Below are 15439 nucleotides of genomic sequence, written 5' to 3'. Positions count from 1 at the left end.
TCGGCGATCAGGATGCGCGGCTCGGGCGCCAAGGCGCGGGCAATCGCCACGCGCTGCTGTTCGCCCCCCGACAGCTCACCGGGATAATGCGTCACGCGATCGGCGAGACCGACGGCTGCCAGTTCGCGCTCGGCTATGGCGAAGGCGTCGCGCTTGCCGGCCAACTCCAGCGGCACGGCGACGTTTTCGAGCGCCGTCATGTTGGGGATCAGGTGGAAAGACTGGAACACGATGCCAATGTTACGCCCCCTAAACGAGGCGATCTGGTCTTCGCTGCGGCCGTTGAGCAGCTCACCGGCGATTTGTACCGTTCCCGAATCGACCCGCTCCAGGCCTGCCAGGACCATCAGCAGCGTCGACTTGCCGGAACCGGAGGGGCCGACGATGCCGGTCGCCTCACCGGCAGCGACATCGAGGCTCACGCCTTTCAGCACATGCACTGAAGAGGCCCCCGTGCCGAGCGTCAGCGATACGTCTCTGAGTTCGATGACTGCTTCTGTCACGGCAAATCTGTCCTATATGAAAACTGTTGGGCGGGGACTGTCTTCGTCATATCGGGTCTAATTCATGGCTTTCAAACAACTATTCGCCGCTGCCCTGTTTATGCTTGCGGCATCTCTTGGCGCGCCGGCGTTGGCAGAGCCCTTCCGCATCGTTGGATTCGGCGACAGCCTGATGGCCGGCTACGGCCTTGGCCCTGGCGAGGGTTTTCCAGAAAAACTGGAGGCAGCGCTACGCGCCCGCGGTCACGATGTGGTGATCGCCAATGCCGGCGTCTCGGGCGATACCTCCAGCGGCGGGCTGTCGCGGCTCGACTGGTCGGTGCCAGAGGGCACGCAACTGGTGATCCTCGAACTTGGCGCCAACGACATGCTGCGCGGTATCGCGCCCGAAATCACCGAAAACAACCTCGATGCCATGATCGCACGCCTCAAGCAGCGCAACATCCCGGTGCTGCTCGCCGGAATGCGGGCCGCGCCCAATCTCGGCGCCGACTATCAGGCCGCCTTCGACGGCATCTATCCGCGCCTCGCCGAAAAATACGGTGTCACGCTCTATCCGTTCTTCCTCGACGGTGTCGCAGCCGACCAGAAGCTTTTGCTCGAAGACGGCATGCACCCAAGCGTCGAAGGCATCGACCGCATGGTCGAGAAGGCTTTGCCGACGGTGGAGAAAGCAATTGCAGCCAGATGAACTCCACAATGCAACGTTGTCACACTTCACAAGCAAYTGCGGCTTGGAAACAGCAAGTGCTTAACAAAGCTCTTGCCCACCGAGGCGATCGATGATTCGCTGAGGCTACGAATTGCGATTCGAGGAAGGGAGCCTGGCCATGCCGCGACTTTTCACCGCCCTCGAGATTCCGCGTGATGCCGCACTATCGCTGTCCCTGCTCAGGGGCGGTCTACCCGGCGCCCGCTGGATCGAGGTCGAAAACTACCACCTCACCTTGCGTTTCTTCGGAGATATCGAAGGCCACGTCGCCGACGAGATCGTCGATGCGCTCGATCGCGTCGACCGGTCCGGTTTCCCGCTCACGCTGTCGGGTGTCGGCGCCTTCGGGCAGAAAAAGCCGCATGCGGTCTGGGCGGGCGTCATGCCCTCGCCGGAACTGAATGCGCTGCAAGCCGAGATCGAACGCATCTGCAAGCGCCTCGGCGTACCGTCCGATCCGCGCAAGTTCACCCCGCATGTCACGCTGGCGCGGCTGCGGAACACCACCCCGCTCGACGTCGCGCATTACCTATCGGCGCGCGGTAATTTTTCCGCCCTGCCCTTCCGCGTCGGGCGCTTCGTCTTGATGTCGTCGCGCGATTCGGTTGGCGGCGGCCCCTACATCGTCGAGGAGGCGTGGCCGCTCAACGGTGCCGATGCCCGCGCGTCGAGCCGGTCGGCAAGTGCCTCCGAAGCCTCGCGGATCATGCGGTAGACCGCCAGAAATCCGTCTTCGCCGCCATAATATGGATCGGGCACATCCCGTGGTCCGCCCGTGGCATGGCCGAGGAAAAGCTCGACACGTTCGACGGACCCTGCTGGGGCGAGCGAGCGCAGATCGTCGAGATTCGAGCGATCCATGCCGAGGATCAGGTCGAAGCGTTCGAAATCGCGCGCCACCACCTTGCGTGCCTGCTGGGCAGCAATATCGATGCCATGCTGGGCTGCAACGGCGATCGAACGGGGATCAGGCGCCGATCCCGCATGCCAGCCGCCGGTGCCGGCGGAGTCGATGGTGTATTCGCCATCCAGCCCACGTTCGGCGAGCACGGCGCGAAACACGCCTTCGGCCAGTGGCGAACGGCAGATATTGCCGAGGCAAACGAAGAGGATGGATTTTACCGGCTTCTCGCTCATCGTTCCCGCGCTATGCTGGTGAGGAAAGACTTCGATACCCACGGGAGCATGAAATGGCCAGAGAGAAACTTGGACCACAAGAATTGAAGCAAGCCCTCGCCGAGCTCGGCGGCTGGACGCTTGCCACTGACGGGCTGTCGATGTCGCGCAGCTTCGTGTTCAAGAATTTCAGCGAGGCATTTGCGTTCATGACCCGCGTCGCGCTCGTCGCCGAGAAGATGGACCATCATCCCGACTGGTCGAACGTCTACAAGACCGTCGACGTCAAGCTGAACACCCATGACGCCGGCGGGCTGACCGAACTCGACGTCAAGCTGGCGAAGCGCATGAACAGCTATTTCGGTTCTTGAGCGAAACATCTTGCAGCGCGGCCTCGACTTTCCCACATCCATGGCAAACAGGTTCGGACAAAGGAGTCTGTCTGGATGGTGAAGTTTTCTGGCTTTGACGGCTTCCGCGGCGGCACGAACGATGCTCCGCCAAGCGAGGGCGAAGTGCGCGAAAAATTCTGGCGCACCGCCAAGCGCGCTGCTCGTCACGTGCCTTTCATGGAAGAAGTGGTCGCTGCCTATTATTGCGCGCTCGACAAGGAGACCCCGCTCCGTGCCAAGGGTATCCTTCTGGCAGCACTCGGCTATTTCATCCTGCCGGTCGACACCATTCCCGACATGATCCTCGGCCTCGGCTTCACCGACGACATCGCCGTGCTGACCGCGGCGATCACGGCGGTGCGCGCCCATATGACACCGGCGCACCGACTTGCCGCAAAGGAAGCGCTGTCGCAGGACTGGTAAGACAAAGCCGCGCCTGTTTCATCGTGAAACGAAAAGTCAAACTGTTGCCGTTTTCGTGGTTTTCAACCACGTCAGGGACAAGTTGCCTGTTGCATGACAGGCAGTTCGGCGGGGCTCCATTGCGGTGAATATCCTTTATGCGAGGTCATTCACCCTTTGGTAACCCAGATTAAATCAAAATGAAGCGAACGGGCGGGCGCGCAGTCGGCCTGCCCCGCTCCATTTGAGGTACAGGAAAAGCGATGCGCGGTTTGATAGCTACAATTTCGGGTCTGGTGCTTGCCGTGTCGGCAATGCCGGCACTCGCCCAGTCGGCGACCAAGATCGGTCAGCACAACGCCTGGGGCACCTACAGCTACCAGGCACAGAACGGCAAGGTCTGTTACGTGCTGACGGTACCGACCGACAAGCAGCCACCGACGCTCGACCACGGCGACATGTTCTTCTTCGTCAGCCAGCGCCCGGGCCAGAAGGTGTCGTTCGAGCCGCAGTTCATTGCCGGCTACAATTTCCAGGAAAATTCCAAGGTCTCCGTCACCATCGACGGCAAGAGCTTCTCGATGTTCACCAAGGGCAAGTCGGCCTGGGTCGAGAACGCCGCCGAAGAGCCGGCCCTGATTGCCGCCATGAAAGGCGGAACCGACATGAAGGTCCAAGCCAAGTCGGGCCGCGGCAATCCGACGAGCTACGTCTTCTCGCTCAAGGGCATTTCGGCAGCGCTGACGTCGATCACCACCTGCAAGTAGGCGCATTCGATACGCATTTCGAAAGCCGGGCGATCCGATCGCCCGGCTTTTTTGTTGCTGGAACCTACGAAACCGATCGGCCGCTCAGTGCATTGAGCAGGCCGGACACCCAGTGCGGCACGATCAGCCAGATCACCAAGGCGGTGATCGCAACCGCCTGCAACAGCACGATACGGTACAAACGCGACCGGAACGGCTCCTTGCGCGTCTTGTGCCGGAACAAATGCTGGGCTGACAGCGCGCCGATACTGCCGCCGGCGAATGCGAGCCAAAGCAGGGTTTTTTCGGAGATGCGCCGGGCGCCACTGCGGGCCAGTCGCTTGTCGCGCCAGAAGGCCAAGAACGCCGCGCCGTTGACGGCGAGCACCACCAGGACGATGTGGAAGATGTTGCTCATCGGCCCAGCATCCCGGCCAATGCCTAACAGATTGCAAAGCTGCGGCACAAATGCATGGCCGCCAAAACGTGACGCGGCGACAGACCTGTGATATGTCGCCCCAAAATCCTACATAAGCTGCGATATCAACCGACCTGGGACCGAATGACCCTTTCGCTCGACCTCACCACCGATGCTACCCGAGACGCGTTGCGCGCCCGCGCAGCGACGCCCGTCAAGGAGTCGCTGATCGGCCTCACCCGCGAGGAGCTTGCCGAAGCGCTTGTCGCATCCGGTACCGTTCCCGAACGCCAGGCAAAAATGCGCGTCCAGCAGCTCTGGCACTGGCTTTATGTCCGCGGCGTCTCCGACTTCGCCGACATGTTCAACATCTCCAAGGACCTGCGCGCCGAACTCGCCAAGCACTTCACCATCGCGCGGCCCGAGATCGTCGAAGAGCAGATTTCGTCCGACGGCACGCGCAAGTGGCTGTTCCGTTTTCCGCCGCGCGGAGCGGGCCGTCCCGTCGAGATCGAGACCGTCTACATTCCCGAGGAAGGCCGCGGCACGCTGTGCATCTCGTCCCAGGTCGGCTGCACGCTGACCTGCTCGTTCTGCCACACCGGCACGCAGAAGCTGGTGCGCAACCTGACGGCGGAAGAAATCCTGACGCAGCTGATGACGGCACGCGACCGGCTGGGCGACTTCCCCGACCGCAACACGCCCGACGGCGCCATCGTGCCGGCCGAAGGGCGGAAAATCTCCAACATCGTCATGATGGGCATGGGCGAACCGCTCTACAATTTCGAGGCGGTGAAGAAGGCCCTGCTGATCGCCTCTGACGGCGACGGACTTTCCCTGTCGAAAAGGCGCATCACCTTGTCAACGTCCGGTGTCGTGCCGGAAATTTTCCGCACCGGCGAGGAGATCGGCGTCATGCTGGCGATCTCGCTGCATGCCACCAATGACGATTTGCGCGACCTGCTCGTGCCAATCAACAAGAAGTACCCGCTCAAGGAGCTGATCGAGGCCTGCCGCACTTATCCCGGCCTGTCGAACGCGCGCCGCATCACCTTCGAATATGTGATGCTCAAGGACGTCAACGATTCCCTCGAAGACGCCAAGGCGCTGGTCAAGCTGCTGCGGGGCGTCCCCGCCAAGATCAACCTGATCCCGTTCAACCCCTGGCCCGGCACCAACTACCAGTGCTCGGACTGGGAGACGATCGAGAAGTTCGCCGACTACATCAACAATGCCGGCTATGCCTCGCCAATCCGCACCCCGCGCGGCCGCGACATCCTTGCCGCCTGCGGCCAGCTCAAGTCGGAATCCGAGCGCATGAAAAAGACCGAGCGCCTGGCGCTCGAAGCGATGATGATTGCAGGGCACGGCGAGGCGTGAGCCGCTTCCTGCTCTATCTCGGCAAGTTCGCCCATATGGTGGTGGGCTATCTCGCGGCCGCGCTTGCCGCTGGGGCTTTTCTCAACGTGATCTTCCTCGGTGCTGCCGGCCTCATGGCCGCCGACATGCCGCCCGAGGTCGCCACTGGGTCGATGGTCTTCACCATCCCGTTCACCGCGCTGTTCGTCGCCTATTTCGCCTTCGTGCCGGCGGTCATCGTCATGGTTTTGGCTGAGCTTCGGGGCAAGCGCGACTGGCTGTTTTACGCGCTCGGTGGCGGCTTCGTCGCGCTGGTGTTCCTAGGCTTTGCCTACCAGGCGGGCGACCCAAGCTTCGCCTACCAAGACCCGTTGCTGCCGGTTTCAATCATCGGCAGCGGTCTGATCGGCGGCATCGCCTACTGGTTTGTCACCGGCCGCTTTGCCGGTGTCCTGGGTCCCAGACCTACTTCGCCTGCGCCGTAAGGATCTTCAGCGCGAAGGCCGAAAACACGCCCGCAAACAGATAATCGACGATACGGGTGACGCGCGGGCTCTTCTTGAGCAAGCCGGCGAACTTGTCGGCGGCAATCACCATCGGGGCGACAAGCGGCAGCGACAGGATGATGAACATCGCGCCGAGGAAGAACAGCTTTCCCGGGGCGTTGGTGTCGTGTGCCGACACGAATTGCGGCAGGAAGGTCATGAAAAACAGGATGATCTTGGGGTTGAGCAGGTTGATGCCAAGCCCGGTCGCCCAGTTCTGGAACATCGAGCGCGGAGCCCGCTTGGTGGTGTCAGGCGAAAACGCCGAACCCTTGGTCACCGCCTGGAAGGCGAGCCAGACGAGATAGCCGGCGCCGACGATCTTGAGCGCCATGAAGGCTTGCGGCGAGGCAACGATCAGCGCCGACAGCCCGAGCGCCACGAGCGATGTGTGGAAGACGATGCCGGTCATCGCACCCGCCATGCAGGCAAAGCCGGCCTTGCGGCCTTCCGACAGCGCCCGGCCGACGAACAAGGTCATGTCGGGTCCAGGGGTGATCGCGATGATGAAGGTCGCGATTGCAAACTGGATGATGGTCGACCAATCGGGAATGAAGGACATTGTCGGGCCGCCGGTTGTGCCTTGAAGGCAAGGGTTGTGGGAGATTTCTTTGCAGAAGCCCTAGCCGCACGATTTCGGCGCTTCAACCGGAAAGTGGCGGGCTAGATCACCGCCGGACCATTCGATCCGGCGGTGTGAGCGGTCTGGATCAGCTCGCGAAATAGTTCTGCGTACCGTGTGCTTCGATCGCTTCGCCGAGACGCGCGAGCGCATGCACATAAGCCGCTGTGCGCACCGAAACGTCCTTGGCCTGCGCGACGTCCCAGATGGCACGGCCCTCACGCTCCATGATGGTGCGCAGGCGCTCGTGGATCTCCTCGATCGGCCAGTAATAACCCTGGCGGTTCTGCACCCACTCGAAATAGGAGACGGTGACGCCGCCGGCATTGGCCAGGATGTCGGGCAGGACGACGATGCCCTTCTTCTCCAGGACCTCGTCTGCTTCCGCGGTGACCGGGCCATTGGCCAGTTCGAGCACGATGCGGGCCTTGACCTGGTCGGCGTTGTCGATGCGGATCATGTTCTCCAGCGCCGACGGCACCAGGATGTCGCAATCGACGCCGACAAGCGCATTGCCGTCGAGCAGTTCATGGCCGGCGTGGCCGGCGGTCGTGACGACCGAGCGGCCGCTGTCCTTGGCAACGAAGAGCCGGTCGAGGTCGAGCCCGTTGGCCGCCTGCACCGCACCTTCGGAGTCCGAAACAGCGACGATCTTGTGGCCGTCCGAGGCAAGCAGGCGGGCGATGTGCTGGCCGGCATTGCCAAAACCCTGCACGGCGATGCGCAGGCTGCCCTTGAGGCCGAGCTCATCGGCAAGGTGGCGCACGAGATAGAAGCCGCCGCGCGCGGTGGCGTCGCCGCGGCCGAGCGAACCGCCCAGCGCCAGCGGCTTGCCAGTGATGACGGCGGGCGAAGCCTGGCCGACGATCTGCGCATACTCGTCGGCCATCCAGCCCATGATCATCGAATTGGTGTAGACGTCGGGTGCCGGAATATCGCGGTCGGGACCGATGATGCGGGCAAAAGCCTGGATATAGGCGCGCGACAGACGCTCCAGCTCGGCCTTGGACAGCTTGCGCGGGTCGACCTGCACGGCACCCTTGCCGCCGCCGTAGGGCAGGTTCATCACGGCGCATTTGAAGGTCATCCAGAAGGCCAGCATCTCGACCTCGTCGGCGGTCGATTCAGGGTGGAAGCGGATGCCGCCCTTGGTCGGTCCGCGCGTGTCGTCATAGCGGCAGCGCCAGGCGATGAAGGATTTACGCGAGCCGTCGTCCATGCGGATCATCAGACGGGCTTTGGTGGTCTCGCGGGCAAATTTCAGTTTCTCGATAACGTCGGCGTCGACGTTCAGGTGTTTTGCCGCCTCGTCGAGGCGCACGAGTGCATGATCGAGAAGACTGACTTCTGACATATAAACTTCCTAACCTAATCAATGGAATTGCAATTCGGCGAGCGGCCAAAGGGCCGCCTGCGGTGGCCTGCACAAATTTTTGTCAGAACTCAATGCCGTACAAGGACGCAGGCTGCCGCAAGGTCATCCGCCAGCAGTCGCCGACGGGAACCGTGAGCCGAAATTTCCGTGCATTTTCGGGGGAGAAATATATGTCCGCGGCCTAATGGTCCAGGCCGAGATTCCTGTTGGTCCTGGGCACCCCGAACCAAGCGGAATTGCTGCACCGGCGCAAAGCTCGCCCCTGGCGACAGGTTGACTTGCCCTGCCGCACATCATTCAACTGCCGCCGCAGACAGGAGTGGGTAATGCAGGCAGTTTTCGACGGCCACAACGACGTGCTTTATCGGTTGTGGAACAACGCCGCCAAGGGTGCTGACCCGGTAGCGGAGTTCATCGAAGGCACCACGCAGGGCCATATCGACATGGCACGCGCCCAAAAGGGCGGCCTCGCCGGCGGGCTGTGCGCGATCTACATCACTTCGGCCAACATGCCCGACGAGGTGCGCGACGAAAACGGCCACTATGCCATTCCGCTGTGCAAGCCGCTCGAACGTGCGCCTTCGCTCGACATCGCCCTCGACATGGCATCGATCGCCTTCAGGATCGAGCGTGCCGGGGGCTGGAAGATCTGCCGCAGCGGCGCCGACATCGATGCAGCACAAGCCGAAGGCAAGTTCGCCGCCGTGCTGCATATGGAAGGCTGCGAGGCGATCGACGCCGATCTTGCCGCGCTCGACGTGTTCTACGCCGCCGGCCTGCGCTCGCTCGGCCCGGTGTGGAGTCGCAACACCGTCTTCGGCCATGGCGTTCCATTTGCCTTTCCCTCGAGCCCCGACACCGGCCCCGGCCTGACCGAAGCCGGCAAACGGCTGGTCAAGGAATGCAATCGCATCGGCATCGCCATCGATCTCGCCCACATCACCGAAAAGGGCTTCTGGGACGTCGCCAAGCTCAGCGACCGGCCGCTGATCGTCAGCCATTCCAACGCCCATGCGATCACGCCGATCAGCCGCAACCTGACCGACAAGCAGCTCGCCGCCGTGCGCGAAAGCAACGGCCTCGTCGGACTGAACTTCGCCGTCACCATGCTGCGCGAGGATGGCGCAAAGAGCGTCGACACCCCGCTTTCCCAAATGATCCGCCACGTCGACTATCTCGTCGAGCATGTCGGCATCGACGGCGTGGGGCTGGGCTCGGACTTTGACGGCTGCACCGTGCCGGGCGAGATCGGCGACGCAGCCGGCCTGCAGAAGCTCGTTGCGGCCCTTGGGAACGCTGGATATGGTGACGCCGATCTGGCGAAAATATGCCGTGACAACTGGCTGAGGGTTTTGCGCTCGGCCTGGCACGAAACGGCGGCCTAACAACAAATAATCGTCAACTTGGGGAACTGAAAAAATGATGATCGGTAAAATGAACGGGCATTTCCGCCTGATGCTTGCTGGCGCTGCCTTGTCGGCGATGGTTTTCGCCTCACCCGCGCTTGCGGTGACACCGGCCGACACGCTGGTCCAGGCCTGGGCCATCGATGACACCATCACGCTTGACCCGGCTGAATCCTTCGAGCTCAGCCCGGCCGAATTCCTCGGCAACGCCTATGACATGCTGGTGCGCCTCGACGTTAGCGACACCACCAAGGTGCGCCCCGGCGTCGCCGAGAGCTGGACCGTATCCGACGATGGCCTGGTCTACACCTTCAAGCTCAAGCCCGGCCTGAAGTTCGCCTCCGGCAACCCGATCACCGCGGCCGACGTGGCCTGGTCGTTCGAGCGCGCCGTCAAGCTCGACAAGAGCCCGGCCTTCATCCTCACCCAGTTCGGCCTGACCAAGGACAATGTCACTGAGAAGGCCAAGGCCGTCGACGACAGCACGTTCGTCTTCACCGTCGACAAGTCCTATGCGCCGAGCTTCGTGCTGAACTGCCTGACMGCCACCGTCGGTGCCGTGATGGACAAGAAGCTGGTGCTCGAGCATGTCGCCCCGGTCACCCCGACCGACGAGTACAAGTTCGACAATGATTTCGGCAATGGCTGGCTCAAGACAGGTTATGCCGGCTCGGGTCCCTTCAAGATCCGCGACTGGCGCGCCAACGAGATCCTCGTGCTGGAGCGCAACGACAATTACTACGGTGAAAAGGCAGCCCTTGCCCGCGTCATCTATCGCCACGTCAAGGAAAGCGCCACCCAGCGCCTGATGCTTGAAGCAGGCGACATCGACGTCGCCCGCAATCTCGAGCCGGGCGACCTGGAGGCGATCTCGAAGAACGCCGACCTTGCCACCACCAGCGCGCCCAAGGGCACGGTCTATTACATCAGCCTCAACCAGAAGAACCCCAACCTGGCCAAGCCCGAAGTACGCCAGGCGCTCAAGTATCTGGTCGACTACGACGCCATCGGTTCGACGCTGATCAAGGGCATTGGCGAAATCCGCCAGACCTACCAGGCCAAGGGCGTGCTCGGCGCGCTCGACTCCAACCCGTTCACGTTTGACGTCGCCAAGGCCAAGGAACTGCTGGAGAAGGCAGGCCTGAAGGACGGCTTCACCGTCACCATGGACGTGCGCAATTCCCAGCCGGTGACGGGCATCGCCGAAGCCTTCCAGCAGACCGTCGGCCAGGCCGGCATCAAGCTGGAGATCATCCCCGGCGACGGCAAGCAGACCCTGACCAAGTACCGCGCCCGCAACCACGACATGTATATCGGTCAGTGGGGCATGGATTACTGGGATCCGAACTCCAACGCCGAAACCTTCACCTCCAACCCCAACAATGCCGATGACGGCACGGTGAAGACGCTGGCCTGGCGCAATGCCTGGGACGTTCCGGAGCTCACCGAAAAGACCAAGGCAGCCCTTCTGGAGCGCGACAACGACAAGCGCGCGGCCATGTACAAGGAGTTGCAGCAGGCTGCCCTCGACACCAGCCCGTTCGTGATGATCTTCCAGCAGACCGAAGTCGCTGGCCTGCGCGGCAACGTCAAGAACTACAAGCTGGGGCCGAACTTCGATTCCAACTTCGTCGCTCCCGTGACCAAGGACTGATCCGAAAAGGATCGATCCGTTGACCAGCATGGAAAATCAGACCCAAGCGAGGCGCGCCAACAGGCGCGCCTCTGCTCTCGCAGGCTCGATCGCCAGCTTTTTGGTGATCGTGGCAACGACCTATCTTGGCCTTTTGGCCGTCACCTTTTTCATTGGCCGTGTCGTTCCCATCGATCCGGTGCTGGCGATCGTCGGCGACAGGGCGCCTGCCCATGTCGTTGAGCGCACGCGTATCGAAATGGGCTTCAACCTGCCCTACTACCAGCAGTTCTACCTCTATGTGAAAGGTGTGCTGCAGGGCGATTTCGGCACCTCCGTGCTGACCACCAACCCTGTCATGGCCGACATCCGCCGCGTCTTTCCCGCGACCATGGAACTCGCCACCGTCGGCACCATCATCGGTGCTGCCTTCGGCATCCCGCTCGGCGTGCTGGCCGCCGTCAAGCGCGGCAGCCTCGCCGACCAGATCGTGCGTATCATCGGCCTGATCGGCTATTCGATGCCGATTTTCTGGCTCGGGCTTCTGGCGCTTCTGGTGTTCTACGCCCGGCTCGGCTGGACCGCCGGCCCCGGCCGCATCGACGTGGTGTTCGAATACACCTTCACCCCGATCACCGGCTTTTACCTGCTCGACGCTGTCCTCAACCGCGACTGGGCCGCGTTCAAGGACATCTTCGCCCACATCATCCTGCCGGCCTCGCTGCTTGGCTATTTCTCGCTCGCCTATATCAGCCGCATGACGCGTTCCTTCATGCTCAACGAGCTGAGCCAGGAATACATCGTGGCAGCGCGCGCCAAGGGCCTGTCGGAAACTCGCATCATCTGGGGTCATGCGCTGCGCAACGCTGCCGTGCCGCTGGTCACCGTGATCGCGCTGTCCTACGCCGGCCTGCTCGAAGGCTCGGTGCTAACCGAAACGGTCTTCGCCTGGCCCGGCCTTGGCCTCTACATCACCAATTCGCTGCAGAATGCCGACATGAATGCGGTCCTGGGCGGCACGATTGTCATCGGCTCGGTGTTCATCGCGCTCAACCTGTTCTCCGACCTGCTCTATCGCCTGCTCGACCCAAGGACGCGGATACGATGAGCGACACTGTTTTGACCCGCCGCGAATGGCTTTTGACCGACAGGCCGCAGTCGCGCTTTCAGGCTCGGCTCGGCCAAGCCTATCTGACCTGGCGCCGCTTCACCGCAAACAAGCTCGCCGTCGTCGGCATGTTCATCATCCTGGCGCTGCTGCTCATCGCCGCCTTCGCACCGTTGCTTGCGCCCTACTCGCCCTATATTGGCGACCTCAAGAATGCGCGCCTAATGCCGCCCAGTGCCGAGTATTGGCTTGGAACCGACGACCAGGGCCGCGATATCCTTTCCAGGCTGATTTACGGCTCGCGCCTCACCTTGCAGGTGGTGGCGCTTGTCGCCATCATCGCGGCACCCGTAGGCCTGCTGGTCGGCACCGCCGCTGGCTATGCCGGCGGCTGGGTCGATGCGGTTTTGATGCGCATCACCGACATCTTCCTCGCCTTCCCCAAGCTGATATTGGCGCTGGCCTTTGTCGCAGCGCTTGGACCCGGCATCGGCAACGCCATCATCGCCATCGCGCTGACCTCGTGGCCGCCCTATGCCCGCATCGCCCGTGCCGAAACATTGACCCTGCGCAGCTCGGACTACATCTCGGCGGTCAAGCTGATGGGCGCCTCGCCGATGCGCATCGTGGTGCGCCACATCATGCCGCTGTGCATCTCCTCGCTGATCGTGCGCGTCACGCTCGACATGGCCGGTATCATCCTCACCGCCGCCGGCCTCGGCTTCCTCGGGCTCGGCGCCCAGCCGCCGCTGCCGGAATGGGGCTCGATGATCGCCTCGGGCCGCCGCTTCATCCTCGACCAGTGGTGGGTCGCAGCCGCTCCCGGAGCCGCCATCCTCATCGTCAGCCTCGGCTTCAACCTGCTGGGCGATGGCCTGCGCGACGCACTCGACACACGCAGCGGTGGCCAATGAGCACGCTGCTGCATGTCGACGACCTCCGTGTTTCCTTCCCCACCCGCACTGGCGTTGTGGAAGCGGTGCGCGGTGTCTCCTTCGCGCTTGGCCAGGAGCGGCTCGGCATCGTCGGCGAGTCCGGTTCGGGCAAGTCGCAGACCGGCCGCGCCATCATGGGGCTGACGCCGCAGCAGGCCGAGATCAAGGCCAAGCGGCTCGAATTCGCCGGCATCGACCTTTTGAAGACATCGGCGGCAGAACGGCGGGCCTTGCGCGGCAATCGCATCGCCATGATCCTGCAGGACCCGAAATATTCGCTCGATCCTGTCATGACCATCGGCCGGCAGATCGTCGAGACCCTGCGCACGCATGAAAAGGTCGCCAAGTCGGAGGCCCGCGAGCGCGCGCTCGACATGCTCTCGGCGGTGCAGATCCGCGACCCCAAGCGCGTCTTCGACCTTTACCCGCACGAGGTTTCCGGCGGCATGGGCCAGCGCGCCMTGATCGCCATGATGTTGATCGCCGGCCCCGAGCTTCTGATCGCCGACGAGCCGACCTCGGCGCTCGACGTCACCGTCCAGCTCGACATCTTGCGCATCCTCGACCGGCTGGTCATCGACCGTGGCATGGGGCTGATCTTCATCTCGCACGATCTGCGCCTGGTCTCGACCTTCTGCGACCGGGTGATCGTCATGTATGCCGGCAAGGTCGTCGAGGAGCTCAAGGCCTCCGAGCTGTCGCAGGCCAGGCACCCCTACACCCAAGGCCTGCTCAACTGCATGCCCAAGATCGGCACGAGCCGGCACCCGCTGCCAGTGCTCGACCGCCAGCCGGAGTGGCTGCTGTGATCCCTGCCCTTTCCATCGATCGCCTGCGCGTCGTCTATGACGACTTCATAGCGCTCAAGGACGTCAGCCTGACGGTTGCACAGGGCGAGTCCTTCGGCCTTGTCGGCGAATCCGGTTCCGGCAAGTCGACGCTGCTGCGCGCCGTAGCAGGCCTGGCACCCGTGACCTCGGGCACCATCGACGTCGGCGGCAAGCGCCTGGGCAAGACGCGTGACAAGGAATTCTACCGCCAGGTGCAGATGGTGTTCCAGGACCCTTATGGTTCGTTGCATCCGCGCCAGACCGTCGACCGGCTGCTGCTTGAACCTTTGGCGATCCACGGCTTTGCCGACATCGATAAACGCATCCAGCGCGCGCTCGACGAGGTCGGTCTCGGCTCCGGCTTCCGCTTCCGCTATTCGCACCAGCTCTCCGGCGGCCAGCGCCAGCGCGTGGCGATTGCCCGCGCGCTGATCCTCGAACCTTCGGTGCTCCTGCTGGACGAGCCGACATCAGCACTCGACGCCTCGGTGCAGGCCGAAGTGCTCAATTTGCTCGAGCAGATCCGCCGCGACCGCAAGCTGACCTTCGTCATGGTCAGCCACGACCTCGGCGTCATCACCCATATGTGCGAGCGGCTGATGGTGATGCAAAGCGGCGCGGAGGTCGAGCGGCTCGAAGCCGGCGATCTCGCCTCCCGCAATGTCACCAAGGACTATACGCGCAATCTTCTGGTCGCCAGCGAGGGCTTTGTCCGCGAACCCTGAGCCAAGGCTTTCGCTTGCCTGCTGCCGCACACGCCTGCACACTGCAACCGATCTGCAACCCGCATCATCAGGTGTCCGCCCATGCTTCTCGGCATCGATCCACTGCTCAGCCCCGACGTGCTCTACGCGCTGCGCTCGATGGGCCACGGCGACGATTTGATCATCGCCGACGCCAATTTTCCGGCCGAAGCGATCTCGCGCCAGACAGTGTTCGGCCGCCCGCTGCGCATCGACGCCGACATTGTCCGGGTGATGAAGGCGGTGCTGTCGGTGATGCCTGTCGACACCTTCGTCGACGATGCCTTTGGCCGCATGGAGGTCGTTGGCAAGCCCGACGAGCTTCCCGAGGTCCAGCGCGAGGTTCAAAAGCTGATTGCGGGCACGGACACCAAGATGGTCGGCATCGAGCGTTTCGCCTTTTACGAACGCGCCAAGAAGGCCTACGCCGTCATCCAGACGCAGGAACGCCGCTTCTACGCCGACTTCGCCGTCCGCAAGGGCGTCGTCCCGCCTGAAGCTTAGTGCATTTGCGGCTGACGTAGAGCCGCCCCTCATCCGCCTGCCGGCACCTTCTCCCCGTAATGACGGGGAGAAGGAACGCTTCCGCAACGC

19 protein-coding genes are annotated in these 15439 nt (G+C 62.8%); 14 read left to right on the top strand and 5 right to left on the bottom strand.

Features of this window, described 5'->3' with window-relative positions; all coding sequences use genetic code 11:
- Nucleotides 1-503 (bottom strand): ABC transporter ATP-binding protein (locus tag AC1DWF_RS23175; RefSeq protein ID WP_476842094.1); only part of this gene is annotated, 503 nt, incomplete at its 3' end.
- Between the two features lie 64 nt (nucleotides 504-567).
- On the opposite strand from AC1DWF_RS23175, the gene AC1DWF_RS23170 reads away from it, so the two are divergent.
- Both AC1DWF_RS23170 and thpR read left to right on the top strand, forming a co-directional pair.
- Nucleotides 568-1194: an arylesterase gene (locus AC1DWF_RS23170; protein WP_476781734.1), complete on the top strand. Its 627-nt coding sequence runs from the start codon at nucleotides 568-570 to the stop codon at nucleotides 1192-1194.
- A gap of 139 nt (nucleotides 1195-1333) precedes the next feature.
- Nucleotides 1334-1930: an RNA 2',3'-cyclic phosphodiesterase gene (gene thpR / locus AC1DWF_RS23165; RefSeq protein ID WP_476781733.1), complete on the top strand. Its 597-nt coding sequence runs from the start codon at nucleotides 1334-1336 to the stop codon at nucleotides 1928-1930.
- Here the strand turns inward: thpR and AC1DWF_RS23160 are convergent.
- Nucleotides 1834-2352 carry a low molecular weight protein-tyrosine-phosphatase gene (locus AC1DWF_RS23160; protein WP_476781732.1) on the bottom strand — a complete coding sequence of 173 codons (519 nt, stop codon included), beginning with the start codon at nucleotides 2350-2352 and terminating at the stop codon, nucleotides 1834-1836. The genes thpR and AC1DWF_RS23160 overlap by 97 nt on opposite strands.
- Nucleotides 2353-2405: 53 nt before the next feature.
- Here AC1DWF_RS23160 and AC1DWF_RS23155 point away from each other — a divergent pair, with 53 nt between their 5' ends.
- The 3 genes from AC1DWF_RS23155 to AC1DWF_RS23145 all read left to right on the top strand — a co-directional run bounded on the left by AC1DWF_RS23155 (nucleotide 2406) and on the right by AC1DWF_RS23145 (nucleotide 3892).
- Nucleotides 2406-2702: a 4a-hydroxytetrahydrobiopterin dehydratase gene (locus AC1DWF_RS23155; RefSeq protein ID WP_476781731.1), complete on the top strand. Its 297-nt coding sequence runs from the start codon at nucleotides 2406-2408 to the stop codon at nucleotides 2700-2702.
- Between the two features lie 75 nt (nucleotides 2703-2777).
- On the top strand, nucleotides 2778-3146 hold the full coding sequence (locus AC1DWF_RS23150) for a YkvA family protein (protein ID WP_476781665.1): 369 nt from the start codon (nucleotides 2778-2780) through the stop codon (nucleotides 3144-3146).
- Nucleotides 3147-3388: 242 nt separating this feature from the next.
- Nucleotides 3389-3892, top strand: a complete 504-nt coding sequence (locus tag AC1DWF_RS23145; protein ID WP_476788153.1) for an invasion associated locus B family protein — start codon at nucleotides 3389-3391, stop codon at nucleotides 3890-3892.
- Nucleotides 3893-3956: 64 nt separating this feature from the next.
- On the opposite strand, the gene AC1DWF_RS23140 is transcribed toward AC1DWF_RS23145, so the two are convergent.
- Nucleotides 3957-4289, bottom strand: coding sequence for a DUF1294 domain-containing protein (locus tag AC1DWF_RS23140; RefSeq protein ID WP_476781661.1), 333 nt, complete (start codon nucleotides 4287-4289; stop codon nucleotides 3957-3959).
- Nucleotides 4290-4433: 144 nt separating this feature from the next.
- On the opposite strand from AC1DWF_RS23140, the gene rlmN reads away from it, so the two are divergent.
- Complete coding sequence (gene rlmN, locus AC1DWF_RS23135; protein WP_476781660.1) at nucleotides 4434-5669, top strand: dual-specificity RNA methyltransferase RlmN; 1236 nt, start codon at nucleotides 4434-4436, stop codon at nucleotides 5667-5669.
- On the top strand, nucleotides 5666-6133 hold the full coding sequence (locus tag AC1DWF_RS23130) for a hypothetical protein (RefSeq protein ID WP_476781659.1): 468 nt from the start codon (nucleotides 5666-5668) through the stop codon (nucleotides 6131-6133). The genes rlmN and AC1DWF_RS23130 overlap by 4 nt, the downstream gene beginning before the upstream one ends.
- Here AC1DWF_RS23130 and AC1DWF_RS23125 read toward each other — a convergent pair.
- Together AC1DWF_RS23125 and AC1DWF_RS23120 are read right to left on the bottom strand one after the other, a co-directional pair.
- The gene (locus AC1DWF_RS23125; RefSeq protein WP_476788152.1) at nucleotides 6114-6755 is read right to left on the bottom strand and encodes a LysE family translocator; all 642 of its coding nucleotides are present in this window, start codon (nucleotides 6753-6755) and stop codon (nucleotides 6114-6116) included. The two genes, AC1DWF_RS23130 and AC1DWF_RS23125, sit on opposite strands and share 20 nt — an antisense overlap.
- Before the next feature lie 148 nt (nucleotides 6756-6903).
- Nucleotides 6904-8169, bottom strand: coding sequence for a Glu/Leu/Phe/Val family dehydrogenase (locus tag AC1DWF_RS23120; protein WP_476781657.1), 1266 nt, complete (start codon nucleotides 8167-8169; stop codon nucleotides 6904-6906).
- Nucleotides 8170-8516: 347 nt separating this feature from the next.
- Between AC1DWF_RS23120 and AC1DWF_RS23115 the strand changes: the two genes are divergently transcribed.
- From AC1DWF_RS23115 to AC1DWF_RS23085, 7 genes are all read left to right on the top strand, one after another.
- Nucleotides 8517-9575, top strand: a complete 1059-nt coding sequence (locus AC1DWF_RS23115) for a dipeptidase (RefSeq protein WP_476781656.1) — start codon at nucleotides 8517-8519, stop codon at nucleotides 9573-9575.
- A 37-nt stretch (nucleotides 9576-9612) separates the two neighbouring features.
- Entirely contained in the window at nucleotides 9613-11250 is a 1638-nt protein-coding gene (locus AC1DWF_RS23110; protein WP_476781664.1) for an ABC transporter substrate-binding protein, read from the top strand.
- A gap of 28 nt (nucleotides 11251-11278) precedes the next feature.
- Nucleotides 11279-12337: an ABC transporter permease gene (locus AC1DWF_RS23105; protein ID WP_476788160.1), complete on the top strand. Its 1059-nt coding sequence runs from the start codon at nucleotides 11279-11281 to the stop codon at nucleotides 12335-12337.
- The gene (gene nikC / locus AC1DWF_RS23100) at nucleotides 12334-13251 is read left to right on the top strand and encodes a nickel transporter permease (protein WP_476781655.1); all 918 of its coding nucleotides are present in this window, start codon (nucleotides 12334-12336) and stop codon (nucleotides 13249-13251) included. The genes AC1DWF_RS23105 and nikC overlap by 4 nt, the downstream gene beginning before the upstream one ends.
- Nucleotides 13248-14081, top strand: a complete 834-nt coding sequence (locus AC1DWF_RS23095; protein ID WP_476842093.1) for an ABC transporter ATP-binding protein — start codon at nucleotides 13248-13250, stop codon at nucleotides 14079-14081. Before nikC ends, AC1DWF_RS23095 begins: the two co-directional genes overlap by 4 nt.
- Nucleotides 14078-14827: an ABC transporter ATP-binding protein gene (locus AC1DWF_RS23090; protein ID WP_476781653.1), complete on the top strand. Its 750-nt coding sequence runs from the start codon at nucleotides 14078-14080 to the stop codon at nucleotides 14825-14827. Before AC1DWF_RS23095 ends, AC1DWF_RS23090 begins: the two co-directional genes overlap by 4 nt.
- A gap of 81 nt (nucleotides 14828-14908) precedes the next feature.
- Nucleotides 14909-15349 carry an RbsD/FucU family protein gene (locus AC1DWF_RS23085; protein WP_476781652.1) on the top strand — a complete coding sequence of 147 codons (441 nt, stop codon included), beginning with the start codon at nucleotides 14909-14911 and terminating at the stop codon, nucleotides 15347-15349.
- Nucleotides 15350-15439 lie beyond the last annotated feature (90 nt).

It is taken from the genome of Aminobacter sp. P4_D5, from assembly GCF_056401815.1.
Note: the sequence above shows the minus strand (reverse complement) of the source record. Positions and strands in the feature narration are given on the sequence as shown.

What these genes read in the sequence shown, in the direction of transcription:
- AC1DWF_RS23120 (WP_476781657.1), bottom strand. Translation starts at nt 8,169, where the DNA reads ATGTCAGAAGTCAGTCTTCTCGATCATGCACTCGTGCGCCTCGACGAG.
- AC1DWF_RS23115 (WP_476781656.1), top strand. Translation starts at nt 8,517, where the DNA reads ATGCAGGCAGTTTTCGACGGCCACAACGACGTGCTTTATCGGTTGTGG.
- AC1DWF_RS23140 (WP_476781661.1), bottom strand. Translation starts at nt 4,289, where the DNA reads ATGAGCAACATCTTCCACATCGTCCTGGTGGTGCTCGCCGTCAACGGC.
- AC1DWF_RS23170 (WP_476781734.1), top strand. Translation starts at nt 568, where the DNA reads ATGGCTTTCAAACAACTATTCGCCGCTGCCCTGTTTATGCTTGCGGCA.
- AC1DWF_RS23145 (WP_476788153.1), top strand. Translation starts at nt 3,389, where the DNA reads ATGCGCGGTTTGATAGCTACAATTTCGGGTCTGGTGCTTGCCGTGTCG.
- AC1DWF_RS23155 (WP_476781731.1), top strand. Translation starts at nt 2,406, where the DNA reads ATGGCCAGAGAGAAACTTGGACCACAAGAATTGAAGCAAGCCCTCGCC.
- AC1DWF_RS23150 (WP_476781665.1), top strand. Translation starts at nt 2,778, where the DNA reads ATGGTGAAGTTTTCTGGCTTTGACGGCTTCCGCGGCGGCACGAACGAT.
- AC1DWF_RS23105 (WP_476788160.1), top strand. Translation starts at nt 11,279, where the DNA reads ATGGAAAATCAGACCCAAGCGAGGCGCGCCAACAGGCGCGCCTCTGCT.
- AC1DWF_RS23125 (WP_476788152.1), bottom strand. Translation starts at nt 6,755, where the DNA reads ATGTCCTTCATTCCCGATTGGTCGACCATCATCCAGTTTGCAATCGCG.
- thpR (WP_476781733.1), top strand. Translation starts at nt 1,334, where the DNA reads ATGCCGCGACTTTTCACCGCCCTCGAGATTCCGCGTGATGCCGCACTA.
- AC1DWF_RS23160 (WP_476781732.1), bottom strand. Translation starts at nt 2,352, where the DNA reads ATGAGCGAGAAGCCGGTAAAATCCATCCTCTTCGTTTGCCTCGGCAAT.
- rlmN (WP_476781660.1), top strand. Translation starts at nt 4,434, where the DNA reads ATGACCCTTTCGCTCGACCTCACCACCGATGCTACCCGAGACGCGTTG.
- nikC (WP_476781655.1), top strand. Translation starts at nt 12,334, where the DNA reads ATGAGCGACACTGTTTTGACCCGCCGCGAATGGCTTTTGACCGACAGG.
- AC1DWF_RS23085 (WP_476781652.1), top strand. Translation starts at nt 14,909, where the DNA reads ATGCTTCTCGGCATCGATCCACTGCTCAGCCCCGACGTGCTCTACGCG.